The organism is Hydrogenispora ethanolica (assembly GCF_004340685.1).
GTDB lineage: Bacteria > Bacillota > UBA4882 > UBA8346 > UBA8346 > Hydrogenispora > Hydrogenispora ethanolica.
The window spans coordinates 55,656-82,103 of sequence record NZ_SLUN01000019.1 but is presented as its reverse complement, the minus strand read 5'-3'; the positions used below and the strand labels follow the sequence as shown (position 1 = coordinate 82,103).

26 protein-coding genes are annotated in these 26,448 nt (G+C 51.6%); 12 read left to right on the top strand and 14 right to left on the bottom strand.

All coding sequences use genetic code 11. The features are described from left to right. The first annotated feature begins 396 nt into the window (after positions 1 to 396). Both EDC14_RS15450 and rpsT read left to right on the top strand, forming a co-directional pair. Entirely contained in the window at positions 397 to 1,341 is a 945-nt protein-coding gene (locus tag EDC14_RS15450; protein ID WP_165908055.1) for a CsgG/HfaB family protein, read from the top strand. 78 nt (positions 1,342 to 1,419) lie between these two features. After that, positions 1,420 to 1,689: a 30S ribosomal protein S20 gene (gene rpsT / locus EDC14_RS15445; RefSeq protein ID WP_424337415.1), complete on the top strand. Its 270-nt coding sequence runs from the start codon at positions 1,420 to 1,422 to the stop codon at positions 1,687 to 1,689. 147 nt (positions 1,690 to 1,836) lie between these two features. Here the strand turns inward: rpsT and hisF are convergent, their stop codons facing one another. The 9 genes from hisF to EDC14_RS15400 all read right to left on the bottom strand — a co-directional run bounded on the left by hisF (position 1,837) and on the right by EDC14_RS15400 (position 10,128). Continuing rightward, complete coding sequence (hisF, locus tag EDC14_RS15440) at positions 1,837 to 2,610, bottom strand: imidazole glycerol phosphate synthase subunit HisF (RefSeq protein ID WP_132015217.1); 774 nt, start codon at positions 2,608 to 2,610, stop codon at positions 1,837 to 1,839. 43 nt (positions 2,611 to 2,653) lie between these two features. Further along, positions 2,654 to 3,277: an imidazole glycerol phosphate synthase subunit HisH gene (gene hisH, locus EDC14_RS15435; RefSeq protein WP_132015216.1), complete on the bottom strand. Its 624-nt coding sequence runs from the start codon at positions 3,275 to 3,277 to the stop codon at positions 2,654 to 2,656. 5 nt (positions 3,278 to 3,282) lie between these two features. Next, positions 3,283 to 3,867: an imidazoleglycerol-phosphate dehydratase HisB gene (gene hisB / locus EDC14_RS15430; protein WP_132015215.1), complete on the bottom strand. Its 585-nt coding sequence runs from the start codon at positions 3,865 to 3,867 to the stop codon at positions 3,283 to 3,285. Between the two features lie 9 nt (positions 3,868 to 3,876). Next, a complete protein-coding gene (gene hisD / locus EDC14_RS15425; protein ID WP_132015214.1) occupies positions 3,877 to 5,190 on the bottom strand; it encodes a histidinol dehydrogenase in 1,314 nt (437 codons plus the stop codon). Positions 5,191 to 5,300: 110 nt separating this feature from the next. After that, complete coding sequence (locus EDC14_RS15420; RefSeq protein ID WP_132015213.1) at positions 5,301 to 5,525, bottom strand: hypothetical protein; 225 nt, start codon at positions 5,523 to 5,525, stop codon at positions 5,301 to 5,303. Continuing rightward, positions 5,522 to 6,613 (bottom strand): GerAB/ArcD/ProY family transporter, encoded by a 1,092-nt coding sequence (locus tag EDC14_RS15415; RefSeq protein WP_132015212.1) that lies wholly within the window; start codon positions 6,611 to 6,613, stop codon positions 5,522 to 5,524. Before EDC14_RS15415 ends, EDC14_RS15420 begins: the two co-directional genes overlap by 4 nt. A 48-nt stretch (positions 6,614 to 6,661) precedes the next feature. Beyond that, complete coding sequence (locus EDC14_RS15410; RefSeq protein ID WP_132015211.1) at positions 6,662 to 7,846, bottom strand: Ger(x)C family spore germination protein; 1,185 nt, start codon at positions 7,844 to 7,846, stop codon at positions 6,662 to 6,664. Next, complete coding sequence (locus EDC14_RS15405) at positions 7,843 to 9,453, bottom strand: spore germination protein (protein ID WP_132015210.1); 1,611 nt, start codon at positions 9,451 to 9,453, stop codon at positions 7,843 to 7,845. The genes EDC14_RS15410 and EDC14_RS15405 overlap by 4 nt, the downstream gene beginning before the upstream one ends. Before the next feature lie 198 nt (positions 9,454 to 9,651). Continuing rightward, positions 9,652 to 10,128, bottom strand: coding sequence for a hypothetical protein (locus EDC14_RS15400; protein ID WP_132015209.1), 477 nt, complete (start codon positions 10,126 to 10,128; stop codon positions 9,652 to 9,654). Between the two features lie 302 nt (positions 10,129 to 10,430). On the opposite strand from EDC14_RS15400, the gene EDC14_RS15395 reads away from it, so the two are divergent. The 4 genes from EDC14_RS15395 to EDC14_RS15380 all read left to right on the top strand — a co-directional run bounded on the left by EDC14_RS15395 (position 10,431) and on the right by EDC14_RS15380 (position 12,266). Continuing rightward, on the top strand, positions 10,431 to 11,066 hold the full coding sequence (locus EDC14_RS15395; protein WP_165908054.1) for an HAD-IA family hydrolase: 636 nt from the start codon (positions 10,431 to 10,433) through the stop codon (positions 11,064 to 11,066). Positions 11,067 to 11,193: 127 nt separating this feature from the next. Then, positions 11,194 to 11,652 carry a hypothetical protein gene (locus EDC14_RS15390; RefSeq protein WP_132015207.1) on the top strand — a complete coding sequence of 153 codons (459 nt, stop codon included), beginning with the start codon at positions 11,194 to 11,196 and terminating at the stop codon, positions 11,650 to 11,652. 70 nt (positions 11,653 to 11,722) lie between these two features. Beyond that, positions 11,723 to 12,019 (top strand): hypothetical protein, encoded by a 297-nt coding sequence (locus tag EDC14_RS15385; RefSeq protein ID WP_132015206.1) that lies wholly within the window; start codon positions 11,723 to 11,725, stop codon positions 12,017 to 12,019. Then, on the top strand, positions 12,009 to 12,266 hold the full coding sequence (locus tag EDC14_RS15380; protein WP_132015205.1) for a hypothetical protein: 258 nt from the start codon (positions 12,009 to 12,011) through the stop codon (positions 12,264 to 12,266). Before EDC14_RS15385 ends, EDC14_RS15380 begins: the two co-directional genes overlap by 11 nt. Before the next feature lie 108 nt (positions 12,267 to 12,374). Here EDC14_RS15380 and EDC14_RS15375 read toward each other — a convergent pair whose 3' ends face one another. Together EDC14_RS15375 and EDC14_RS15370 are read right to left on the bottom strand one after the other, a co-directional pair. Next, entirely contained in the window at positions 12,375 to 14,153 is a 1,779-nt protein-coding gene (locus tag EDC14_RS15375) for an L-fucose isomerase (RefSeq protein ID WP_132015204.1), read from the bottom strand. Positions 14,154 to 14,202: 49 nt separating this feature from the next. Next, on the bottom strand, positions 14,203 to 15,204 hold the full coding sequence (locus EDC14_RS15370; protein WP_132015203.1) for a LacI family DNA-binding transcriptional regulator: 1,002 nt from the start codon (positions 15,202 to 15,204) through the stop codon (positions 14,203 to 14,205). Positions 15,205 to 15,700: 496 nt separating this feature from the next. Here EDC14_RS15370 and EDC14_RS15365 point away from each other — a divergent pair, with 496 nt between their 5' ends. The 6 genes from EDC14_RS15365 (at position 15,701) to EDC14_RS15340 (ending at position 22,296) form a co-directional block, all read left to right on the top strand. Next, positions 15,701 to 16,441 (top strand): IclR family transcriptional regulator, encoded by a 741-nt coding sequence (locus EDC14_RS15365; RefSeq protein ID WP_243662945.1) that lies wholly within the window; start codon positions 15,701 to 15,703, stop codon positions 16,439 to 16,441. A gap of 85 nt (positions 16,442 to 16,526) precedes the next feature. Then, positions 16,527 to 17,450 (top strand): dihydrodipicolinate synthase family protein, encoded by a 924-nt coding sequence (locus EDC14_RS15360; RefSeq protein ID WP_132015201.1) that lies wholly within the window; start codon positions 16,527 to 16,529, stop codon positions 17,448 to 17,450. 125 nt (positions 17,451 to 17,575) lie between these two features. Further along, on the top strand, positions 17,576 to 18,865 hold the full coding sequence (locus EDC14_RS15355) for an ABC transporter substrate-binding protein (protein ID WP_132015200.1): 1,290 nt from the start codon (positions 17,576 to 17,578) through the stop codon (positions 18,863 to 18,865). Positions 18,866 to 18,953: 88 nt separating this feature from the next. Continuing rightward, entirely contained in the window at positions 18,954 to 19,811 is an 858-nt protein-coding gene (locus EDC14_RS15350; protein WP_132015199.1) for a carbohydrate ABC transporter permease, read from the top strand. 8 nt (positions 19,812 to 19,819) lie between these two features. Then, positions 19,820 to 20,659 carry a carbohydrate ABC transporter permease gene (locus EDC14_RS15345; protein WP_132015198.1) on the top strand — a complete coding sequence of 280 codons (840 nt, stop codon included), beginning with the start codon at positions 19,820 to 19,822 and terminating at the stop codon, positions 20,657 to 20,659. Positions 20,660 to 21,276: 617 nt separating this feature from the next. Next, a complete protein-coding gene (locus tag EDC14_RS15340; protein WP_132015197.1) occupies positions 21,277 to 22,296 on the top strand; it encodes a sialidase family protein in 1,020 nt (339 codons plus the stop codon). Positions 22,297 to 22,346: 50 nt separating this feature from the next. Here EDC14_RS15340 and EDC14_RS15335 read toward each other — a convergent pair whose 3' ends face one another. From EDC14_RS15335 to EDC14_RS15325, 3 genes are all read right to left on the bottom strand, one after another. After that, positions 22,347 to 23,330 (bottom strand): type I phosphomannose isomerase catalytic subunit, encoded by a 984-nt coding sequence (locus EDC14_RS15335; protein WP_207930751.1) that lies wholly within the window; start codon positions 23,328 to 23,330, stop codon positions 22,347 to 22,349. 305 nt (positions 23,331 to 23,635) lie between these two features. After that, complete coding sequence (locus tag EDC14_RS15330) at positions 23,636 to 24,829, bottom strand: pyridoxal phosphate-dependent aminotransferase (protein WP_132015195.1); 1,194 nt, start codon at positions 24,827 to 24,829, stop codon at positions 23,636 to 23,638. A 249-nt stretch (positions 24,830 to 25,078) separates the two neighbouring features. Beyond that, positions 25,079 to 26,386 (bottom strand): M20/M25/M40 family metallo-hydrolase, encoded by a 1,308-nt coding sequence (locus tag EDC14_RS15325; protein ID WP_132015194.1) that lies wholly within the window; start codon positions 26,384 to 26,386, stop codon positions 25,079 to 25,081. Between the last annotated feature and the right edge of the window lie 62 nt (positions 26,387 to 26,448).

The window sequence follows — 26,448 nt, the reverse complement described above, 5'->3', positions numbered from 1 at the left end:
TCCTTCCTTTATATATCGCTATTATTCCCAACGCCCGCAAATTCACTCCCGCAATCAGTACTTCTGCCGAATTTCACCAAACGAAAAAGCGCCGAATGAAACTCCCTTCCATGGCGTATGATGAAGATGAGCTCCAAATAAGGAGTTGCTCAAAGAGGAAGAGCAACCCTGCGGGCGAAGTATTGACAAGCTTCCCGCCGGTCGCCGTTTTCCACGCGTATGTCATCAGGCCATGGAAAACTTGTAGGTTCCCAATTACCTATGTTATAATTTAAAATAATCCTGGAATGATTCATGCTCCGGCCTCTCGATTTCAAAATAGCGATCCTTCGTTTCGCGTAAATTAGGGAATAACATAAAAAGTTCAAAAAGATGCTTAAAAAGGAGGCAAAATCGGTGAGACGGAAACTCTGGTTTATCCTGACGCTCATTCTACTGTTCGGGATATTCATCTTCCCCACCATGGCCGCTGAAAAGCTTTACAAAATAGCGGTTCTGCCGTTCGACGACGGCTCCATTCAGGAGCGTTGGTGGCGAAATAGCTGGGATGTCGGCAAGGGAATTTCCGATGAATTAACGACTGCTTTAGTCAACACTCAAAAATTCCGGGTAATCGAACGCGAACAAATTGATAAAGTCTTGCAGGAACAGCGCTTTGGGGCTTCGGGAATGGTGGATTCCAATACGGCGGCGCGATTGGGCAAGATTTTAGGGGTCCAGTACTTAGTCATGGGTAGAGTCACCGAATTCTCCTTCAAGTCCAATGGTGGCGGAATTGCCACCAGCAAAGGGTTTGGCTTGGGAATAAAAACTACCAATGCCCTGGTGGCGATCGATGCCCGCTTGGTTGACACCACCACCGCTGAAATCGTTTCGGCCGTTACCGGAAGAGGAGAAAAAAAACAGACCAATCTCGGCCTGGTGGTGAATTGGAACGCCATCGCCTTTGGCAGCAGCGAGTTTCGCAAAACCATCCTTGGTGAGGCCCTGCGGGACGCCGTCAGTCAACTCACCGACGAACTGGTCGCCAAAACCTACGGCAATGGGCCTGCCGGTGATTCGGTCTTAACGGGTCTGGTCGCATACGCCAGCGGCCATAAGGTTATCATCAATCTGGGATCCGGAGACGGCATCCAACCGGGCATGGTCTTTACGATTCACCATGTAATCGAGGTGGTCCGTGATCCCAAAACCGGGGAAATTATTGACGAAGTCACCGAGCCCTTGGCTGAAATATCGGTGGGAGAAGTGAAAGAGAAATCAGCCACTTGCGTGATTCTCAATGTCTTCAGCCGACGCTATTCGATAACCGCCGGGGATATCGTCAAGTCAAAACGCTAAAATTTCTTGCAAATCATGGATGCGCGTGTTACAATATATTCTGTTGAAAATTTAGGTCTTTTGCCGCAGTATAAGGAGGTGAAGGTTTTGCCGAATATTAAATCAGCCGAAAAACGAGTGAAAGTGGCCGCGATTAACCGTGAAGCCAACAAGACGCAACGATCCGAGTTAAAAACATACTTAAAGAAGGCTGTTTCCTCTATTACTGCCGGAAACAAAGATGCTGCCAAATCCGATCTGCAACAAGCTATCAAGTCTTTGGACGAGAGCGCGTCAAAAGGTTTAATCCATAAAAATCAGGCCGCTCGGAGAAAATCCCGCTTGATGAAGAAATTAAACGCCATGTAATGAGAAAAGGCCGAAAGGCCTTTTTTATTTCTCTAAGTTTTTTATTTAGTATATTAATCCATCCCGTAAAAAAGGCGGCCGTATCGGGTCGCCTTTACCTTTTTACCTCACCTGACAATTTGCTTCCGGAATGGCCGGCCTTTACTTTTATACGCCCCGCACCGCGATTTGCTGTTGCGCCAAGAATGCTTTTGCTTGGCGAATGGTATATTCCCGGTAGTGAAAGATCGAAGCGACCAGAACCGCATCGGCTTTTCCGAGTTGAATTGCTTCCGCCAAGTGTTCCAGCCGACCGGCTCCGCCGGAAGCGATCACCGGAATACCCACCGTCGCGGCGACTGCCCGGTTCAGTTCGTTATCATAGCCGTTTAAAGTGCCGTCACAATCCATGCTAGTCAACAAGATCTCGCCAGCGCCCAACTTTTCGACTTGTTCGGCCCATTCGACCGCATCGAGCCCGGTAGGCGTCCGCCCGCCATGAATGAATACTTCCCATCCCATTTCCGGGTGATCCTTCTGGCGCCGCCGGGCATCGATCGCTACAACCACACATTGCGAACCAAACCGTTCCGCTCCATCCGCGATTAACTGCGGCTGTAACACTGCGGCGGTATTGATAGCGGTTTTATCCGCCCCGGCCAACAAAATCTCGCGCATATCCTCGACGCTGGAGATTCCTCCGCCCACTGTAAACGGGATAAACACTTCTTCCGCCACATGAGCGGCCATTTCAACCACGGTCTTCCGCCGCTCGTGAGAAGCGGTAATATCCAAAAAAACCAACTCATCAGCGCCTTCTTTGTCGTAAAAGGCGCCCAATTCCACCGGATCTCCGGCATCGCGCAGTTGCAGGAACTCCGTGCCTTTGACAACTCGCCCATCTTTGACATCCAAACAAGGAATTACACGCTTGGCTAGCATACTTCACCCTCTGCCTCTCATATGCGCTACGCTTAGGTAAACCTTAGCCCCTTAGCTCTGCGAAATTGCGTAGGATTTGCAAGCCTACCTGGCTGCTCTTTTCCGGATGGAACTGGACCGCGAATACATTTTCTCGTGCTATCCCCGAACAGTAATCAATCGCATAATGGGTTTCACAAGCCGTGAGCCGAGGATCGGTTGGTTTCACGTAATAGGAATGGACAAAATAAACGAAACTCCCATCCTGGACTTTATGAAATAAAGGAGTGTCTTGGGCCAATTGGATTTGATTCCAGCCGATCTGCGGCACTTTCAATTCTCCGGCAGGAAAACGCAAGACCCGGCCGGGGAAAATTCCCAATCCTTTGAAGGAAGACGTCTCATTGCCGAAAACTTCAAAACTTTCTTCAAAAAGAAGTTGCAATCCGAGACAGATTCCTAAAAAGGGGCGCCCCGAGGCAATGACTTCACGAACTACCGGAACCATTCCCGCTTTCTCCAAACTCTCCATCGATTTGCCGAAAGCTCCGACCCCCGGAAGAACGACCCGTTCCGCCTCTCGAACCAGCTCCGGGTCACTGGTGACTTGCGCTGAAAAACCCAAAAACTCGAAAGCCTTAGCGACGCTTCGAAGATTTCCCACTCCATAATCAATGATTGCGATCATCTTTTTTAGAGGACTCCTTTGGTTGAAGGAATCCCGACCATCCTTTCATCGATTGATACCGCACCCGCCAATGCCCGCCCAAATGCCTTAAATATCGCTTCGCAACAATGATGAAGGTTGGAACCGTCCATCAACTGAATGTGAATATTCATGCCGGCTTGGACTGAAACCGCCCGGAAAAACTCTTCCACCATTTCCAGATCAAATTGGCCAAGGCGCGTTTTTCCTAAGTCCGCCCGGAAACGTAAAAAAGGCCGGCCGCTAAGATCGATGGCTACCAGCGATAATGCTTCGTCCATGGGAACAATGGCCTCTCCATAGCGGCAAATTTTCTGCTTTTCACCGAGAGCCCGTTGCAGGGCCTGGCCGAGAACGATCCCCACGTCTTCCACGGTATGATGGGAATCGACCTCTAAATCTCCGGCGGCATGCACCTTGAGATCCAATCGGCCATGGCGTGCGATTTGGGCCAGCATATGGTCGAAAAAGCCGATGCCGGTCTCGATCTCGTAGGTCCCGGTCCCATCCAAATTGATCTCGATCTGAACTTTCGTCTCCAAGGTATTTCGTTCCATTACGGCAGTGCGCATTCACTCACCTCATTTATTTAACCGAAGCCGGACGGCATTGGCATGAGCATCCAGGCCTTCAACTCCGGCGATGGTTATCGCAGCCGGCCCAAAACGCTCGATTCCCGCCTGACTATAAGAGATCAGGCTGCTTTTTTTGATGAAATGATCGACGTTCAATCCCGAAGAGAAACGCGCTGTGCCGTTGGTGGGCAAGACATGATTGGTGCCGGCGACATAGTCCCCGATCGGTTCCGTAGAATAAGGCCCGATAAAAATGGCTCCGGCATGTTTGATCCGGTTCACACTGGCCCAAGGATCGGCGATGAGCAATTCCAAATGCTCCGGAGCGCAATAATTGGCCAACTCGAACGCTTCGTCCAAACTGTCGGTTACTGCAATCAGGCCATTCGACTCCAGCGAAGCCGCGGCGACTTGATTGCGGGAAAGCTCCTTCAACTGGCCTTCCACTTCATCATTGACCGCCTCGGCCAAAGCCGCGGAGGGCGTCAGTAAAAATGCGCCGGCTTCGTTAAACGGTCCATGCTCGGCTTGGGATAACAGATCCGCCGCAATGTAGGACGGTTTATTTTCGGAATCGGCGATGATCAAGATCTCACTGGGACCAGCCAGCATATCCAGGCCGACATAACCGAAGACCTGGCGTTTGGCCTCGGTAACATATTGATTGCCGGGACCGGTGATGACATCGACCGGTGCAATACTCTGGGTTCCAAAAGCTAAAGCGGCAATTGCCTGAGCACCGCCGACTTTATAAATCTCCGTCACACCGCATTCCGCCGCCGCGGCAAGCAAATAAGGATTAATTCCGCCACTGGCGTTGGGGGGCGTACAGATGACGATGCGCCGGACTCCGGCCACCACGGCCGGAAGCACATTCATCAGGACCGATGAGACCAACGGAGTCGTCCCGGCGATCCCGCCCGGTACATAAAGTCCGGCGGAGTCGACGGCTTGAAACCGTTGCCCCAAGACGATCCCGTCGTTCCGGAGGTCGACCCAGTCCTTAGGAAGCTGCTTTTGGTGATACGCGAGGATATTGTCTTTCGCGAGACGAATGGCGGTTACGAATGAGGCGGGAATATCAGCGCGAGCGGTTGCGAGCTCCGAATCGGCAACTCGCAGCGTACCTGAGGCCAAGACAATCCGGTCGAACTTCTCGGTCAATTCATATAAGGCGGCATCGCCATCGATCCGGACTTTTTGCATAATTGCCGCGACATTGGCGCTGAGTTGCAACTGAGCCTCGGCTTGAAACTTGGGACGCCGATTCAATAAATCCATAATCACGGTTTTGTCTTGATTGGTAGTCAGTATCCGCATGATTACCCCTACAACAATTTTCCTTTAATTTATCATACGGGGTACCCATTGTCAACGCGGGCCGTTTGTGTTTACAATACTTTAGACTGCCGTCTTTTTTCGGTATTTGTTCATCCTTTGATTTTGAAAACCGCCTTTACCCAATTGGTGATAGCCGTGGATACCGGGGGGATTTCGACGCCCGCCACTAGTAGCAAGCTAAGGCCCAAGCCGGCCAGTAACAAAAAGCTGTAGACGATCAACTCTTTCCAGTATCGCTTTTTGAGCAATCCTGGAACTTCCAAAGCGGCGATTAGAGAGAAGATGAACAATACAGACAATCCGGAAAGAATCATTCTTTGGCTCCTCCCTGACGGCGAATCATTGCGATTCCCAAGGTTATCAATGGAAACCATGCTTGAAACAGCAAGGCGTAAATCGGATACGTAATCCGGGCGTACTCCATGTTTTCCACAATATTATTGAAGTTCAACATTGAAAAAATCAACATTAGAATCCCAACCGGGATAATCAATATTTGATAACGGCGTAACCCAAACAACTGCGCTATCCCCAAAACTGTTCCATAATAAAGAATGGTTATTTTTAAGAACCCCATGGTCATAAAGTTAATCCCGACAATTATCTCCATCCGGGCATTGAAAAAAGGGAGGTTTAATAGTTTTAAAGCTTCAAAGGAAGGATAGGTAAAAATCGCCGCAGTATTGCCCAATACGGCGATAGTGCGTACTGCGGACAGCGATAAGACCAGCGCGGAAAATGAAATTCCCGCTATCTCAACCATTGGGCTTAATTTGGATGGATTGAGATAAGGAAAGATCATCAGGAAAACCACTATTTCCGCAAATGGAAAAGTGGCCGCGCCGTGAGCGGCGCCCAAAAATTTCTCCATCGGTACATCCAAAAAGGGTAATAAATTTTGAAGATCAAAAGTGTTGATTTGCAGCATGTATGAGATGAGAAAAAACACTACCGTCAATGGCACCAGAATTACACTGGATAACGCAATCACTTCCACGCCTTGGTAAACCGCAAACGCTGCAGCGAATATCATCGCTATCCCGACGATCAGAGTCGGCGTCTCCGGCATGAAAACAGTTCCGATAAAATCGGTAAAATTACGCGTTACAATAGAGCCGAGATTAAATATATACCAGAGAAAGGCCACCGACACGATGCTCCCGAGATATGGCCCGTATACGATGGAATTAAATTGTACCGCGGTTTGATTCGGAAAACGCCGCGCCAATACGGTAAAGATGAACGCAATGATGAGCCCTTCACCCGCGCCACAAAAAATTGCCAACCAACTGCTGTTTCCTGCCTCCGTGCCGGGAGGAAGGATCACGGAAGAGCCGAGGATGTACCCCATGATTAAAAATATCAGTTGTCGGCCATTAATTTGTCCATTTTCCAAATTCATTCATAATCTCTTTCATGCGACACTCCCGAGCCAGCATCGAACATTTGGCTAATCTTGCACAGGCACTGCCGGCTTGGTGGTTAGGCCTACTAGTTTGATGACTGAACGCACGTCGACCTCGACTGGCAGTTGGGGAAAGATCTCATCCCATTGGCGCTCCATTTTCTGCCATTGTTTGGGATGGGAACGATGAACCGCGTCTCCAAAACCGAAAATATCGGTTTTCATTGCTTTGGCCTGTTTCAAGGCTGAGTAGATCTCTCTCCGGATGAGGGCTGCTTTCCGTCGCGCCAGGGATTTCAGCATCGCCGGTTTGGTCAATTCCGCCGGAGTCATTTGACAACCCAAGTTTCCCTCCTCGCGGACAGTGACCCGGATCTTTAACCGGCCCTTTTCGAATATCGGTTTGATTTCACTGCTGGCGCGAATAATCTCCATCCCCGCTTCCCCCTGTGGAACCCGAATCATGATAATTCCGCTCTTCACCTTTCCCAGCACCCACAACAAACCTCTTGTCTGATGGGTATCCAGTTTACCCCGCAGGCGATCTTCTTTAAAGACGGCGGTTCCCGTAAGGCTTAGGCGTTTCTCCTTACTCTGCTCATTGATCCTGATCATCGGGGCGACCGGAGCAGTTGTATTGCTCATTAAACGAACAATAAAATCTTGCAGTTTAACGATGATGTTTTCAGAAGTCGCGGTTTGAATCTGGACCAATTCGCTGATCTCCATGGCCGAAATTTTCTCCAGCTCACCGGGAGCTTTTAAAATATCCTTGGCTTTTCCCTCGGCCACCAGAACCCACACCGTCGGACGCGGCTCGTGGTCACGGATGAACAGATCGAGTATGGTACGAACTCCATGCTCCGCTTGTTCCTTACCGATCACGATCAGCTGGTTATGCGGGAAATATAGCTTCCGGTTCGTCTCCCTTAACGAATTACGGATCGCTTCAAAAACGGTTTTGCCGGCAATGGTTTTCACGATAAACGGCGGTTGTTTCCCCCCTCCTCCACCGCCGCCTCCTCCCTGTTCTCCGCCTGATTTTACCTCGCCAGGTTTGATAATCTGAACCGTCAATTCAACCGTGCCCGGCCGCTTCCCTTGATCCAGCCCAACTCCGGAAACGATGGATAATTCGTCCAATTCATGGTAGTTCCAGCAACCGCCGCATAAAAGCAGCAGCCCTAGTAAGCCGGCAAGCGTCAACCAACAAAGAATACGCCGTTTCATTTTTTCGAACCATCTTTCGAACCTTTGGGTGGATGAGGCATCAGCCGGAAACGCTGCCGCTCCGGATCGCCGGCCGCGAGCATCCGCGGCCGGAACCACATTGTCCACCAAGGACTGCGAATCACCACATCTTGAAGAAATTCCCGGGCTGAGAATGGAACCACCGGCGCTAAATACGGAACTCCGAAAGAACGGATCGAAGCCAGGTGAATCAATAACACCAATAAGCCGATCATGATCCCGAACGCTCCCAGGAGTCCCGCCAAAACGACCAGGAGAATCCGCAACGGTGTCGTTTCATCCACCAGAGTCGGCGACACAAATGTCGCCACCGCAGTGACCGCGATAACTATCACCGTGGGCGCGTCGACTAAACCCGCTTGGACGGTCGCTTGCCCGATCACCAGGGCGCCGACGATCCCGATGGCTTGACCGACCGGTTTGGGCAGGCGGATACCACCCTCCCGGATAATCTCGAAGAGCAATCCCATTCCGATCGCTTCCACCACCGTGGGAAAGGGTGTCCCTTCCATCGATGCGGCCATGGTGATCACTAATGGTGTCGGAATCAGTTCCTGATGAAATGTGGATAAGGCGACGTAGGCGGCGGGGGACAGAAAACTGAACCCAAACGCGACGTACCGGACCCAGCGGAGCAATGTGGCATAAAGAAAGTGAAAGTTATAATCATCAGGGTACTGGAAATTCTCTACAAACAAAAAAGGTACCGTCAGGACGATCGGCGTACCGTCGATGACGATCGCGGCCCGGCCTTCGATGATTTTGGCGGCCACCACATCCGGCCGTTCGCTGTAGCCCACGGTGGAAAAGAGTGAAAGCGGCGCGTCTTCAATGAATTGTTCAATCCCTCCCGCTCCGACAATAATATCGGTCTGGATCCGCTTGATTCTTCGTTTGATCTCTTGTATCAGTGGTTCGGGGGCAACCTCCTTCAGATAAGCGATACTCACATCGGTCTTCGTTTTTTGTCCGACCGTCAATGTCTCAAAGGTTAAATTGGGATGACCTATCTTGCGCCGTAAGAGAGCAGTATTGGTCCGTAGCGATTCGATGAATCCATCGCGCGGTCCCCGAATATTGACTTCGGAGTCCGGTTGCTGAAGCGAGCGTTTCTCCCAGCCCGGGGTATTCACGATAATCGCAGCCGCTTGTCCGTCAATTAGCAGAGCGGTACTGCCCATTAAGACGCTGTCGATGAGTGTGAGCGGTTCATGGGCCAACTTCACCTCGCCCACGGTAAGCAAAGAGGATTCAACATATTCCAGCAGGTTGTTTCCAGTGTGGAGCGCTCCGTTTTCCCCGGGCAGCATTAAAGGGCGCAGGATACTCCACTCGATCTGCTTCTTATCAGCCAGGCCGTCAATAAAGACTACAGCCGCTTGGCGCCTTCCGGGCAAGCCGAGCGCAAAAGATCGGATGACCAGATCCGTGCTGGCATGAAGCCGGTCTTTGATTTGGCGCAGATTGTCCTGGAGATGCTCGGAGAGACCCGTTTCCAAGGAATTATCCTTGGCGAACTCCATTTTAATCCGTTCAAGCTCACGGAGCATTTTCCAAAATATTGGTCGCTTTGGTGTTCGATACATTTTTCCCTCTTATTGCCACCGACGATCGGTAAACTTTTCATATTATGCGCTAGGACCAGGTGGGATATACCGCATCCCCGGCAGCCATGCTCTTTGAGTTAACGAAAAAATACCGGATTCTTTGGGAATCACGGTGCTTGAAGTAGCGACTTAGTTTGCCAAATAACCCCTGACGATTATCAAGTTAGCTCCGCTCACTCACGAAGGGATTGAAGGATAAGTCATGGCGTCGTTTTGCGGATAAGTGACCGGGTTGAGAAGCTGAAAGAGAATGTTTTGTGAATCACGGATCATTTTGGGTGACTGAAAGAGCTCATTCAGTCGCTCGGTAAGCTCGTTTTGTGGATAAGTGAGCTTGCTCAGTCGTTCAGCGAGCTCTTTTTGTGGATGAGCGAGCTGGTTTTGTGAATGAGCAAGCTGGTTTTGTGAATAAGTGAGCTCATTCAGTCGCTCAGCAAGCTCTTTTTGTGGATAAGCAAGCTGGTTTTGTGAATGAGAGAGCTTGCTCAGCCGTTCAGCAAGCTCTTTTTGTGAATAAGCGATCTGTTTTTGTGGATAAACGGATCCGTTTAACGTGGTTAACGGTTTTGGCTGTGGATAAGTCGGGGAAGTGTGGCCAAAACAGGGTACAGTCAGAGGGTGAGCGGAGCGAAGTTGATACTCAGTTAGGCTCATCCAATGAAAACGCAGCCCGAGATGGCTCACAGCCACACTGAAAAAAACCGGAATGATATGGATGTTTTTGAGAAAGAAATTTACTTTTCCCCATGGAATACCGATACATTTATCGATATAAAATCCGAAAAAGCTGGCGTCCTTCGCCCGGAAAAGGTATACTACTACTCTGACGGTTAAATTCGTCGAAAAGAATTTTGGAAAATCACGGTGCCTCAATGCGTTTTTCCAATTGCAATTCATCCATTGAACCACCGGATGATAGGAAAATACAATCCCCGCTCCGAAAGGCCGGTGAAGCTTTGTACAAACACATTATTTTTGATTTTGACGGTACCCTGGTGGATTCGCTCCGGGCTGCTTTGGAAATTTACAACCGCTTGGCGGAGGAAATGGGACTCAATCCAGTGACTTCGGACGATTATCGCCGCCTTCAGCAGGCTAGTATGAAAGAGCGTTTTAAGATCATGGGCATCCCGCGCTACCGGATCGGGCTCATTCGCAAGCTCTTTCACCAATTCCACGAACGCTACCAGGAACACTTGGGCGCAATTCACCTATGGGGAGGCATAAAGGAGCTGTTGGCGCGGCTGGAGGAACTCGGCTATACGGTCTCGGTGATCACCTCCAACTCGGCGGAGAATGTGGCCCGTTTCTTTACGAAGCGCGGCATCGTCATCAATGGAGCGATCCGTTCGGCCCACGGTGTCTTCGGCAAGAGACAAGCGTTGCAAAAATACCTTCGTGACCAACGTCTAAAAAAACACGCTATTTTATACGTCGGAGACGAGTTGCGCGATGTTATCACCTGCCGGAAGGCACGGATTGACATCGCCGCCGTGACCTGGGGATTCGATCAAAAAGCGACTCTGGAAGCAGCCGGACCGCGGTACGTGCTCGATCACCCCGCCCAATTGCTGGAATTTTTGGATGGTTGATTCGTAAAATCCTGGATTGAGAATGGTTGACAGAGCTTCCTGCCCTTCTCGATTGAATTTTGATGTAAAGAGTCAGCCTTTTTAGGGAACCTTATTTCATGAATGAACATTTGCTGGAGGGGTTCCTGTGTTCAAAGATGAATTTACGGCTTGGTTTATCGCAGGAATGATCGGTTCGGTGATGAAGGACCTCTACGGACTGTTTGCGGTATTGAGCCGTTTCGCCACGTTCCACATCATTCATATCGCCGCCGATATTTTTTTAAAGAAGCCTCATATCCAAATCTTTCTAGGTTATCTGATCGGAATGATTATTGATCTCTCGGTCGGCGGGATCTTCGGCATTCTCAGCGGGCTCACCCTCCGCTGCTTCGGAAACCGCCATTATCTTTTGAAAGGCTTTGTCATCGGCTTTACCATTTGGCTCGGCATCTTCGGTATCATCATGCACACGCTGCCCCAGATCTTCGAACTTCAGGTCAACCGCCCCAACGAAGTCCTCAATTTTCTGCTGGTCCATGTGGTCTACGGGATGGTGACCTCGTATTGCATTATCAAATTCACCTGGCCTGCCCCTCTCCGGTAAACATGGCATAAGCGGCGCGCATTTTTCATACACATATCATGAAAGAATACCTGAAGGATGAGGGCCAACCATGCCGACGGACAAACCCAAACCAGCCATGGCGGAGACGGCTTCCACCAGCGAGAAAGCCATCCGGGACGGAAGGCTGCCCGCTCTATGCCGTACCGCCCCGCCACCGGTTTCCACCTATCCGGTGCTGTTGACCATCGGAATTTATATCTTTTCGATCTCGCTCATTGTCACCTTGGCCATCGGCAAGATTGTGCCATTTTTCGGCGCCCTGGTCGGTTGCCTGCTTGGCGCGAGGTTTTTGACCACCGCCTACCATACCTACGAGAAAAGGCGGAGGGATGACAGTGACGGCTGAGATCCCCAACAAACCGCTTTATAAAAGGTTGGAAGACTCATTCTTCCGTTTGTTAAAGGTGTTGGGAGTCTCCCGCTACCCCTCGGATGAACAAAAAGATGTTTTATTGATTATTATCCTGATCATCTTTCCGGCGGTTCTCTATTGCCTGAAAATTATCACCCAGTACGACCTGCGAGTGGCATATTATTTCTGGATGTATTTTGTCTGCCTCCGGCTGCTGCTCCATCTGTTCCACGAAAGATGACCAAGCCATGTATCTTCGCGCCGAAAATTAAAAGCCGCAAAACCGGCCCATTACCGACCGGCCTTGCGGCTTTCTTGCCGGGATTCCCAATGATTGCCCGAAGATCGTTTAACCGTAAATCGGGCCAAAATTTTGGCAGGCCCGGTAGTCGGCGCCTTGCGGATCCTGAGCCCCAAAGGCTCCCCAGGCGCTGGGCCGGAAGATCCGTTCCTCGGGGACATTATGCAGCGCGACCGGGATCCTCAGCATCGCCGCCAGGGTCATCAGATCGCCGCCGATATGGCCGTAACTGATAGCGCCGTGATTGGCGCCCCAATGATTCATCACCGAATAGACATCCTTGAAAGGTCCGCTGCCGGTCAGCCGCGGCACAAACCAGGTGGTCGGCCAGGTCGGGTCGGTCCGGTCGATAATCGGCCGGCTGATGGCAACCGGCAGATCCACCGTGTACCCTTCGGCGATCTGCAGCACCGGCCCGAGTCCATGGATCAGATTCAGCCGGCTCATGGTCACCGGCATCCCGCCCCGGGTTTCAAAGGTGGTGGAGAACCCGCCGCCCCGGAAGTATTCCAGCACCGCCGGGCAGAAACGGGTGGCTTCCAGGCATCGTTTCGTCTCGGCCTCGGTAATCTCCCAGAAAGGTTTCAAGGCCGGTTTGCCGTTCCGCTCCTGCTGGCCGGTGCCGTCCAAAGCGGTCGAGCCGGAATTGATCAGATGGATAAAGCCGGGACTGGCCGGTCCGGAAAGCTCGTGCCCGGTTACCCGCTTGACTGCTTCCGGGCTCCAATAGGAACGGACATCGGAGAAGATCTGGGCGGTGCCGGTCAGCAGATGCCCGAATAGCATCGAAATTCCATTCAAAAAGTCATTCTCCGTCGCGAAGCTGATGGCTTCCCGGATGCCGTTCCAATCGAACGAAGAGTTCAGGATGGTTTCCATAAAATCGCCATTGGGAAAATGATCGGTCCACTGACGTTGGCCTTGGAATCCGCCGGCGATAGCGTTATGCCCCAATGCTTCTTCCCCGAAACCGAGTTCACCCAGTTTGGGGTTGCCGAGCATCAGGTCGCGGGCGATCATTGTCATCTTGATGATGAATTCCCATTCCCAGTCTTTCCGCTCCCGTGAGCTCCGCCGCTCCGCCGGATTGCGTTCCAACCCTTCCTGGCAATGGGCCTTCACCCAACGCAAAGCCCGCTCAAACTCTTCCCGATCATAGATTCCTTCCTCCATCCGCCGCAAGAATTCACTGGAATCCACCATCTCATAGCGCATGCCCAAAAACCGTTCCAGAAAATCGGGGTTGACGATCGAACCGGCAATGCCCATTGACATACCGCCGATGGCCAAGTAGGAACGGCCGCGCATCGCCGCCACCGCCAGCCCGGCCTTGGCAAATTGCAACAATTTCTCCTGTACGTCGGGTGGAATCGAGCGGTCGGACGGATCTTGAACATCATGGCCATAAATGCCGAAGGCCGGCAACCCCTTCTGGTTATGAGCGGCAAGCACCGATGCCAAATAAACCGCGCCGGGCCGCTCGGTCCCGTTAAAACCCCAAACTGCTTTGGGGATCAAGGGATCCATATCCATGGTCTCTGCGCCGTAACACCAGCACGGAGTCACCGTCAATGACAATCCGACGCCTTCCCGGGCGAATTTGGCCGCAGTCTGGGCGGCCTCGGCCACTCCGCCGATGCAGGTGTCAGCGATGACGCATTCTACCGGAGAACCGTCGGAATGGCGCAGGTTTTGAGCATAAAACTCCGCTACCGCCTTGGCCATCCCCATCGTTTGATCTTCCAGGGATTCCCGGATGCCACGCCTCCGGCCGTCAATAGCCGGACGGATGCCGATCTTTGGCAAGCAACCATTTTTTAAACTCATTACGATCCCTCCACTTTTTTGATATATCAGTTTGTTTTATTGTAGGCGCTTATCGCGCCCCGCAGGACTTACGGATAACCAGCTCCGGCCGGAGAAAGATCTCCTTTCGTTCGGAAGTTTCACTCTCAAAAAGCCGTTGAAAGAGAATTTCCCCGGCTAACGTCCCCATGGTGTAGGTAGGTTGGCGGATCACCGTCAAAGGGGGAACAAAAAATTCCGCCCAATCCGAATCGTCAAAACCGACAACCGCAATCTCTTGCGGAATCTTCAGCCTTAACTCCGTCATCGCTTTCAGTGCGCCGATGGTCATCGAATAGTTGGAGACAAAAACCGCCTCCGGTCTTTGCTCCAAAGCCAGTAACGCTTTCATCGCCAGATACCCGCCTTCGATCGTAAAACGTCCGTCCTTGATCAACTGATCGACAAGCGCTATTTCATAATCGCCGAGCGCTTGCTGATAACCGCGCCAACGTTCGCGGCCGGTGAAAATATCACGTTTTCCGGCGATGAAGCCGATCCGCCGATAACCGTTATCCAAGAGATGCTGAACCGCCCGATAAGAACCGTCACGATTATCGACCACTACCGCATCCGCCTGAACTCCGGAACACACCCGGTCGATGAAGACAAATGGCAACCGTCCGGGTTCTACCTTTTTGATCAGAGCATCATCATCATCGGCCGGCGCAATGATAAAGCCATCGACGATGCCCCCACGGAGCATCTCCAAATACTTGGATTGTTTTCCCGGATCCTCATCGGTATTACATAAAATAACACGGTAATCGTATTTATTGGCGATATCCTCGACGCCCCGTGCAACTTGGGTAAAGAAATCGTTACGGATATCCGGAACCACCAATGCGATCAGCTTCGTCTTGCCCCGAACCATGCTGCGGGCAATGTGATTGGGTTGATAACCGAGCTTCTTAATGGCTGCCATCACTTTAGCCCGGGTCTTACCCGAACTGTATTGATTATCATTCAAGATCTTTGAGACCGTTGCAATGGAAACCCCGGCCTCGGCAGCTACATCCTTAATTGTCGCCATCAGTTTCCCTTTCAAAATTTACTGAAAACATTTATGGAACAAAGCAACCTTGAAAATGCCCACTCTTATCAATCGGGCGCAGACTCATTTGTAGCCGGCGTAATTTTGCGACAAATCGAAAACGTTTCAACCATTCTCCAATCGAAAAACCTATTCGTCAAGAAAAGCACACGGAAACAGCTCAAAAAACAGACATGATATTCAAGGATAAAAATATAAAACGTTTTCTAAATATAGATATTTGTGATCTTTAAAAAAATTCCTGCCGGGTCGATCAAATTTTCATTGCAAGATCGCGAGTTCTTTTGAGATGACTGGATTTCAAGCACAATTTCATAAAATGATTTGTGACAGGAATGAGTTCGAGCTGTTTTAAAATAATTTTAAAAGGGTCTAAATTTATTTTGACAAAACTTTCAGGTACGATTTATAATTAATAATGATGAATCGTTTTCATCAATAATGAACAGGAGCGATTCCCATTTCTGAACCAAAGGTGAAATCCTTATTTAAAGCCATCAAATTATTGGACTATTTTACCAATGACGCTCCGGAACGCGGCATCAGCGAACTCAGCGAACTGTCCGGCCTGTTAAAGAGCACGGTTCACAATATTGTGACCACGTTTGAACAAGCGGGCTTTTTGGAGAAAAATCCGGAGACGAATAAGTATCATTTGGGTATGAAAGTGCTGCAATTAAGCAACAATCTTTACGCCACCCATGATTTGCGCCGGATTATCCGGCCATATCTGGAAGAATTCTGTGATGCCAGTCGCGAGACAGTTTATTTAGCCAAACTCTCCGAGGACGAAGTCATCTATATCGATGCCATCTATCCCATCGGCGTTACGCCCGGGCGATCCGTCATCGGCCTGAAAGCGCCGCTCTATTGCACCGGCGTCGGCAAGGCAATCTTGGCCAATCTGCCGGAGAACGAGCTTCAAAAAATCATCGCCAAAGGCCTGGAGCCATTCACGCCCTATACGATCACCGATCCGGTGGCCTTTTTACAAGAGATGAACCTGATCCGGGCCAGGGGTTATGCCATCGATAACATGGAGCATGAGTACGGAATCAAATGTATCGCCGTGCCGATTCAAAACTATAAAGGGACCACTGTCGCTTCGGTAAGCATCTCCGGCCCCTCGTTACGTTTTACCGAGCCTAAGATCGAAGAGTATGCGGCCATGTTGTTACGGGCAACCCGGGAAATGAGAGGTTTAATCCAACGCTGAATACAATGAAATGATTCTTTTTTTGTCATGAATTGTGAATGATGTTCATTAATGATGAACATATAATAGGAAAGGAGCTTTTCCAATGGACAGCCAAGAATTGCATGGAGTCATCGTCCCTTTGGTCACCCCGTTACATAACGACGAAACTGTCGATGTCCCGGCTCTGCGGCGAGTGATCAATTATATAATCAAGGGTGGTGTGCATGGCATTTTTCCGCTGGGTACTTCAGGGGAGTTTGCGCGCTTAAGTGATGCCGAGCGACGTACGATCATGGAAGTCACCATCGCCGAAACGCAACAGCGGGTCCCGGTTTTGGTCGGCATCAGCGACACCGGACTCCATCGGGTAATCGAAAATCTCAAAATCGCCGAGAGCCTGGGGGCCGATGCCGTGGTGGTCTCCCCTCCCTATTATTATCCGGTTCATGACGACGCCGAGATCGTCGCGTTCTACTCCGAAGTCGCGGAGCGTTCCTCCCTGCCTATCCTACTCTACAATATTCCGGTGACTTGCGGCACCAATATCAGTCTCGCCGCGCTGGAGCAGATCCTCTCCGGCAGCGGTTCCAAGATCGTCGGTATCAAAGACAGCAGCGGGAATCGCGATTATTTACAGCAGATCATCTCCCGTTATCACGACAATCCGGCCTTCCGCATCTTCGTTGGCGATGAATCGATAGGCTATGAAGGCCTGGCCGCCGGCGCCCATGGTATCGTCCCCTCGCTGGGGAATGTTTTCCCGCGCCTCTTTGTCGCTCTCTATGAAGCCATCCGTGACGGCGAACTCTCCAAAGCACGGAGTATCGCCGATCAGATCAATGCCATGAACAAAATGAATCTTTACAGCAACTCCTGGATGTCCGCCATTGTCTGGCGGAAAGCGGCCCTATCCCAACTTTCGTTATGCGGCGAAAAAGTCACTGAGCCTTACATCCCGATCACCGACGCCGTACGGCGCGACATTGCGCAAATGGTTGCAATTTACTCCGAAAATTACGGAATCTAACAGGACATTTCTTTTTCCGGCCGAATTTTAAACAATGCGTAACAAACAATCAATCCATTTGTAAAACAGCTTACGTCCGGACTGGCGCAAGCTGTTTGATACAGATCAAAAAAGGAGGAGTTTGAATGAAAATGAAAAGGCTATTCGTACTGGGGTTGCTGGTGGTCATGGCAGTATCGGCATTCGGCTTTCAACCGGTTGGAGTCCATGCCGCAAGCCCGGTACAGATCGACTTCTGGGGCGGTTGGACCGGACCGGATGGCGATGTGATGCGGGGGCTGGTGGAGAAATTCAACAAAGAACACCCTGGGATCACCGTAAACCTGATGACGCTTCAATGGACTCCGCTCTTCTCCAAGTTCATCATCGAAGCAAAGGGCGGCAATCCTCCGGATGTCCTGGCAATGCACCCCTTTGAACTCGGCCAGTTCGCGAGCATGGGCGTGCTCGATGCCAAACAGGTTAAAAGCGTGAAAGTGAAAAAGGCTGATTATACGCCCAACATCTGGCAGGGATCGTTCTACAGTAAGGTGCAATATGCGGTACCCCTGGATTTCCATACTCACGCGCTCTATTACAATAAAGAATTGCTGGATAAAGCCGGCGTAGCCTCCGCTCCCCAAAACCTGGAGGAATTCATCAAAGCCGGTCAAAAACTCACCATCGACAAGAACGGCAAGAACGCCGGGGAAGCGGGTTTCGACCCCAACAATGTCATCCAGTACGGTTTGGGGATGAATATGAACCACCACGCGTTCTATCAATGGTTCGCCTTGATGTATCAACAAAATGAGAAAACATTTAATGAAAAGACCACCCGGACCTCGTTTAACAATAACAAAGCCGCCAAAGCCTGGGGATTCCTGCAGGATCTCGTCTTTAAGTACAACATCGTCCCCAAAGGTGAAAAGGCTCCGTTCGATGATTTCCGGGCGGGAAAAGTGGCGATGTTGATCGATGGCCCCTGGCAGTTGCCGGTGCTGGAGAAGTCCAATCTCAAATTCGGCGTGGCCCCCTATCCGCAAATCTTCCAGAAAAAAGCGGTGTGGGCCGCAGCCCATATTCTCACCTTCCCGGTAAATAAGAAAGCCGATGCCAGCCGGAAAGCGGCCGCCGTTCAATTCGTCAAATGGCTCTCGGACAACTCGGCGGAATGGGCCAAATCCGGCAACATCCCGTCCAAGATGTCCACCATCGCGGAAACGAAAAAACTTCCGGGACGGGAAGCCTTTATCAACATGATGAGTTATGCGCATTTCCTGCCTCCGCTGCCCAAGGCCGCCCAAGTATTTTCATCGGTTGCGCCGAGCCCGATCCTGACCGCGGCGCAGGATACGCTGTTCAATAACAAGAAACCCCTGGATATCGTCGCTCAAATGAAAAAGGAGATGGACTCCATCCTATCCGCGCCCTGATTTTCTGAATCGTTAGGGGTATAGGCCCGATTCTATACCCCTTTTCTTTGCAAAACAGCAATCCGTCGAGGGAAGGCAGGTTTATCGGATGCGCAAGCAGGAGAAGGTCGCTTTGTTCTTTCTATTACCGTATTTGATCGTCTTTATCATGTTCCGGCTCGGCCCGAGCATCGCCGGAATTCTGGTCAGTTTCACCAAGTGGGATATTATCGGCAATCCCCAATTCATCGGTTTCAAGAATTTTTGGTATTTGTTCCAAGACCAAAATTTTCACATTGCTTTGAAGAATACGTTCCTGTTCCTATTGTTGACCGCCCCGCCGCTGGTCCTTTTCAGCCTGTTGTTCGCGGTATTGCTGAACCAAGGAATGAAGGGGAAGAATCTGGTGCGCACCATCGTCTTCTCCCCCTATGTGATTATGCCGGCGGTGATCGGGATCATCTGGAACTGGCTGTATGATAATAACTTTGGCATCATCAATTATTACCTGCGCTTCATCGGCCTTCGACCGATTGAGTGGTTGACCAGCGAGAACTGGGCGTTGTTCGCGGTATCCATCGTCACCGTCTGGTCGCTGGTGGGTTACAACATGATTCTCTATCTGGCGGGACTCCAGGGCATCGACAACGGTCTTTATGAGGCGGCCCGGATCGACGGCGCCAACGGTTTTCAAATGTTTATCAAACTGACCGTACCGATGCTGGCGCCGGTCACCTCGATGATCGTAACCCTGACATTGATCAACACGGTGCAAATCTTCGATCAGATTTATGTGATGACCAGCGGCGGTCCAGGAACCGCCACCCTGACCCTGGTCCAGTACATGTACGGTCAAGCCTTTCAAAACTTTACGCTGGGCTACGGCTCCTCCATCGGTTTTGTGATCTTGTTGATCTTAACCGGGCTGGTCCTCTTCCAGTCGAAAGTCATTAAAGCTGAGAGCTAGGTGAAGCAATGAAGACGAAACGGATAAACATTCTACCCTATCTGCTGATGGGTTTGGTGGCGCTGATCTTTCTTTTTCCCATGGCCTGGACCATTATTTCCGCGCTCAAGCCGGAAGGCCAGATCGTCAGTTATCCGCCGCAATGGATACCCCAGACCCCGACTTTGGAGAATTTCACTTTGGTCTTGCAGAAGTTCCCGTTCATGCAATGGGTTTGGAACAGCGTCTTTTTGGCGATCGTCTCCACCGTCCTGGTGCTGGTCCTGGATTCCATGGCCGCCTATGCTTTCGGGCGCCTTGAGTTCCGGGGCAAAAAAATTCTGTTCGGCCTGATCGTCTCCATGCTGCTGGTTCCGATCCAGGCCTATGTCGTCCCGCTGTACATGCTCTTTTCCACGCTTGGAATGTTGAACTCGTATACCGCCCTGATCCTGCCGGTCTGCGCCAATGTCACCGGAGTGTTCCTGTTGACCTGTTTCTTCCGGAGCATCCCCAACGAACTGCAGGAAGCGGCGATGATCGACGGTTGCAATGATTTCACCATCTTCTACCGGGTGATGATCCCGCTCTCCAAGCCGGCGCTTTCATCGGTGGCGATCATTACCTTTATCTCCAGTTGGAACAGCTTCCTCTGGCCGTTGATCGCCATCCGTTCCGACCATTTGAAACCTTTGCCGGTCGGCGTGGCCCAATTTATGGGCGCCGCGGGCGGAGTCAGCGGATCCGCCCCTCAGTACGGCATTTCGCTCTCGGCCGCCTGCATGGCGGTATTGCCGACGCTTATCGTATTCCTGATTTTGCAACGTTTCTTCGTGCAAGGCATCGTCTCTTCCGGTATCAAGGGGTAATCGCGAGTCGACTGCGTGAGCCTTGCGATTTTGATGGACTTATGCCATGGCTTTCATACCGGTACGATGGATCATTCGTTCCAACTCCCGGGCAAAGAGCCGCCGCTCCGATTCCGACATGGACTTCCTTTCGTCCGTCCCGGATCGGCGCGGTCATGTCAGGGATGATCCTCGGTCCAACAAGGATGTTCTTCATCCTTGTTAGGATAAAAGCCATCCTTGTTAGGGATGCCATGATCCTTTCAAAGGATTCCTTCATCCTTGTAAGGGATGCCTCCTTCCTTGTTAGGTATGGTTTTCATCCTTGTTAGGGATCTACTGATCCTTTCAACGGATCTTCTGATCCTTTCTTCCCCAAGAATCATCCCTACTTCCTCAAAGCCTGGGGAAGCTTCCCGGAGCCTTCCGGAACCTGCCCCAAGGTTTCGGGATCGAGGACGGAAGCTTGAGGAAGTTTCCCGGAGCCGTGGGGAAGCAAGACGGAACCACGGGGAAGCTTCCCCGCCTGTCATCCCTGTTCGGTTGCAGATGGTCCAACCATTTTGTTCTTACAAAAGCCGATAAGGAAAAACGGGAATGTAGAAAAACGCGATTGTTTAACCGGAGGGATTTTTTCCATGTTGAAAACAGTAACCCGGGAATTTGTCTTTACAGGAAAAATGCCTTTCGAATGTTGCCACGCCTCCCATCTTACCTTACTCCCGGGCGGAGATGTTTTGGCGGCATGGTTCGGCGGAAGCCGGGAAGGCGCCGATGATGTGGCGATCTGGTCGGCGCGGCGGAGCGGCGGGCAATGGACCCCGCCGGTCCAAGTGGCCGCCGAAGCAGGGCTGCCTCATTGGAACCCGGTGCTCTTCACCCGGCCCGACGGCACGGTGTGGCTCTTTTATAAGGTCGGGCGGCTACTGAAGGAATGGTCTACCCGCTTGAAAATATCGCAGGATAACGGTCTGACCTGGACAGAACCAGTGGAACTAGTCCCCGGTGACCGGGGCGGACGCGGCCCGGTGCGGAATAAGTTGATCGTGCTCTCCGATGGCAGCTGGCTGGCGCCGGCCTCTACTGAAGACGGGATCTGGAAAGCGTTCGCCGACCGGTCGATCGACCAAGGAGAAACCTGGCGGAAGAGCAACGAAATCCGCATCGCGAGCCTTCATGAGGGCGCCGATATGGAGATTCGCAGCGATATCCCCGTCTCGGAACAATCCTTCCGGGGCCGGGGCGTCATCCAACCGACTCTTTGGGAGTCGGAGCCGGGCCGGGTCCATATGCTGTTGCGGAGTACCGAAGGCCGGATCTACCGGAGCGATTCGGCTGATTTCGGACGGACCTGGTCCGAGGCTTACCCTACCGGACTCCCCAACAATAACAGTGGGATTGATCTGGTCAAATTGCAGGATGGCGTCTTGGCGCTTATTTTTAACCCGGTCGGCCTCAATTGGGGGCCGCGTACCCCGCTGGTTTTGGCCACCTCATCCGATAACGGCCGCACCTGGGGTAACGACTTGGTCCTGGAGGCCGGTGAAGGCGAATATTCTTATCCCGCCATCATCGCGGCGGCAGATAGAGTGTATCTGACTTACACTTGGAAACGGGAACGGATCGTTTTTGGGGAGCTCCACTATACGAATCCATAAGAAAAAGACCGGAAGATTTATCCGGCCTTTTTCTTACTGTGCTTACCCCATCAAAGCTGATTGGGCACATAAGATTTGAGATATTTAAGCTGTCCGGCGATGATAAAATCGCCCAACCCCGCCGAGATGAACACCGATTCGGCGGGCGCGATCGGCAAAACGCCGCCGGCGTAACGGATCTCGCCCGTACCCGAGATAAAGGTATAGATGAAGAAGCGTTCCCCGGCCGTGGTCTCTCCCAGCTCTCCATCCAGGTCGTACAGCTCGACTCCGAAATAGCGGTTGGCGACCAAAAGCTCTTTCACTCCGGCTTGGCCCAGGGAAAAACGTTGCCCTTTGATCTTGGGATCCCGGCCGGCTGCCGCAAAATCGATGACATCGAGCCCCTTGTCGATATGCAGCGGCCGTTTGTGGCCCGCCGCGTCCGTCCGATCGTAGTCGTAAAGACGGTAGGTCAAATTGGAACTCTGCTGGATTTCGGCGAGAACGATCCCCGCCCCGAGACCATGGACTTTTCCCGCCGGGATATTGAACGCGTCGCCGGCGCTCACCGGAACGGTTTGCAGACAATCGGCGATGCGGTTCTCCCGGACGGCTTGGGCGAGCGAATCCCGGCTGACCCCGGGTCTCACATCATAAATGATCTGGGAGCCGGGTTCGGCGGAGATAATATACCACATCTCGTTCTTGCCGTACCCGCCCTCATGAGACTGGGCATAGAGGTCATCGGGGTGGACCTGAACCGAGAGTTTTTGGTTGGCATCGATGAGCTTGATGAGCAACGGGAACTGTTGCGCATGCGCTTCCGGCAAGGCGGAGCCAATCGCCGCCCGGCCAAAACGGCGCAAATAATCGGGTAGGGTCGAACCGGCATATTCGCCGTTAGTAATCAGGCTGACCCCGTCGGGATGGGCTGAGACTTCCCAGCTCTCAGCGACGATCCCGTCCGGAAGTTTTCTGCCGAGACGCTCCAGGTTGCGGCCGCCCCATAAATAATCTTTATACACGGGCTGAAATTTCAAAGGATAAAGCACCATTATCCCCCTTATCGTCGATGAATTTTTGGCGAAAAGAACCCTCTTCTGCATCTTTCCGGTTATTTCTATTCGTTTTTTTTCTTCCCGATTCCTTCTATGTTCTTTTAAAAGCGTTGTGATAAACCCTGTCCGAAGGCCAGGGTGAACACAAAAGCTCAGAAAAGCAAGGGATAAGGTCGTTTTTTAGTCCGCTGAAAGGATGATTTCCGAATGGACGACTTTATCACATGGCTTTTAAAAACGGACTTTACCATGAAAAAAACCGGCTCTTCGCCGGCTTGTTGCGGAATAGACGATTCAGGTTACGAACACCTGGCCACAAATTGCGCGATCCGTTCCAGGCCTTTTTCGATTTTCGCCCGGGAAGTCGCATAGGACAGCCGGAAATACTCAGGCGCGCCGAATCCCGAACCGGGGACTACCGCGACATTGGAACGCTGCAGCAAAAGGTCAGCCAGTTTATCTCCGTCCGTGATGGGGACGCCGTCAAACCGTTTGCCAATCAGTCCGCTCATATTCACGAAAACATAAAATGCGCCTTCCGGTTTGCGGCAGCTCAGTCCGGGAATCTGGTTGACCTTCTCCACCATGTAGTCGCGGCGGCTGTGGAACTCGCCCACCATCTTCTCAATCTCCGCCGTCGGCGGATGGGCAATGGCGTAAGCGCTGGCGCTTTGACAAAAACTGGTCGGATTGGAGGTACTGTGACTTTGGAGATCGCCGATGGCTTTGATGATCTTGGCGTCTCCCACGGCGTACCCGATCCGCCAGCCGGTCATGGCATAGGTCTTGGCCACGCCGTTGATGATGATCGTCAAGTCCTTAATCGCTTGCCCAAGACTGGCGATGCTGACATGTTCCCCTTCATAAAGCAATTTCTCGTAAATCTCATCGGATACCACCGTAATCTGCTTTTCAACCGCAATCGCGGCGATGGCTTCCAGCTCCTCCCGGCTATAAACGGTTCCCGTCGGGTTGGAAGGGCTGTTGAGGATGAGCGCCACCGTCCGGGGAGTAATCGCCTCGCGGAATTGGGCGGCAGTCATTTTGAATCCGGCCGCTTCGCAGGTGGGAACGATAACCGGTTTAGCGCCTGCCAGCAATACCTGCTCCGAATAGCTGACCCAATAGGGTCCGGGAATGACCACCTCATCGCCCGGGTCACAGATCACTTGAAACAGATTATACAGCGCATGTTTCGCGCCACAGCAGATCACCACCTGATTCGGGGCGTATTTCAAACCATGATCCCGTTCCATCTTCAGACAGACTGCTTCTTTCAGTTGGACAGTACCGGATGCCGGGGTATATTTCGTCTCGCCTTTTTTCAGCGCGGCGATCGCTTCGTCTTTGATAACTTCCGGGGTATCGAAGTCCGGTTCGCCGGCTCCGAAACCAATGACATCCATTCCATCCTTGAGCATCTGCTTGGCCTTGGCATCAATCGCCAGCGTCGGCGAAGGATTGATGCCGTGTGCCCGTTCAGACAATTTCACGATTATCCGCTCCTTACAACTTTCAATCACCCATATTTTATTCGGGAATTCGACCAATTCGCCCTTATTCCTGCATTTTTTCGCCAAAAACCCTGTATTTTCGATGCTTCTTGTATACCGTATTCTCTAGCGCGTTATTTTACATTTTGAAAAATGGTCTTTCTCCGCAAAGTTCATCATCATATAAAGAAACCCGGATTCAAGATCCGGGTAATGTGATTTTATATAGCAAATATAAAATTTTGGCGCCTATTCAAGCTGCCGCAAGATCTCATACATGATGCGCGTTCCCCGTTCTAAATTGGGAAGCGAAAGCCGTTCGTCGATGCCGTGCAGCCGTTGGAGTTCAGCCTCGGAGATAATGACCGGCATCAAGCCGTAAGCTGTAATGGAACGGTAGCGAAAAAACCGGGAATCGGTCGCGATAGGCGAAAGAAACGGCACCAAAACCGCCTGTGGCACTTCTTGTTGCAGGATCCGGCCCATGGTCTTGAACAACTGAGTGTCGGAGGAAGATTCCGTCGGATCGGCGGCCTGAAGTATTTCGTACTGAACCGCCGAATCATTGACGGATTTTTGAATCTCCGCCAAGAAATGACCCGGCGTTTCGCCGGGCAACAACCGGCAGTCTAAAGTCAGCTCACAAGCCTCGGGCAAGACATTGGCTTTCAAGCCAGCCTGTAAAATGGTGGGTGAAATCGTATGGTAGAGCATCGCTTGAATGGAGCGTTCATCCTTGAGATGGCGGGTGGCAAACAGTTGGAGACTGTAATCGAGCGCAATTTGGGACTCAAGATTCAGGCCCTTTAAGTAGGCTAATTCCTTCAAATACGCCCGGCTGGTTTCACAAAGAATCATCGGCCGTTTCAAACGCATAATCCGCTGGATGATTTGGACCATCTTGATGATGGCATTGTCCCGCGCCGGCATGGAGGCATGTCCGGGTGTGCCGGGCACCGTGAGTTTGACCCACAATACTCCTTTCTCCCCGCACTGGCAAGAGAATAGCGGAATTCCCTCCCGAATGCCGCCGAATCCGCCCTCGTTGATAACGTACTCCGCTTCTTTCAACCCCGGAATATCCTGTTCGATAAGCCAACCCATGCCCAGGTTGCCTCCGGCTTCTTCATCGGCGACAGCCACCAGCATAATTTCCCGCGGCGGCATCATTCCCGAGCGCTTGAGCAGGACCAAGGCCATCAGCTCCATCGCCAGCATGCCTTTCATATCCAAAGCGCCCCGGCCCCAAAGATAATCCTCCGCCACCGCGCCTTCAAAAGGATCAAACCGCCATTGGCCGGAGTTTGCGGGTACAACATCCAAATGGCTGAGTACAATGAGGGGTTTGCCATTGCCGATGCCGGGCAGGCGCGCCACCAGATTGGCCCGTCCCGGGGCGGCTTCATGGATGGTGCATCCAATCCCTTCCCGCTGCAAGAACTCCTGAATATACAGGGCAATTTGAATCTCGTTACCCGGCGGATTGGTGGTATTGATACGAATCAGGTCTTGTAACAGTCGGATCGTTTCGGTCCGAATCGAATCCCAATCGAACATCGTCTTACTCCTCCAGCCAATTCAAAAGTCCATGGGAACGGTCCAATATGGGCGGATAGTCC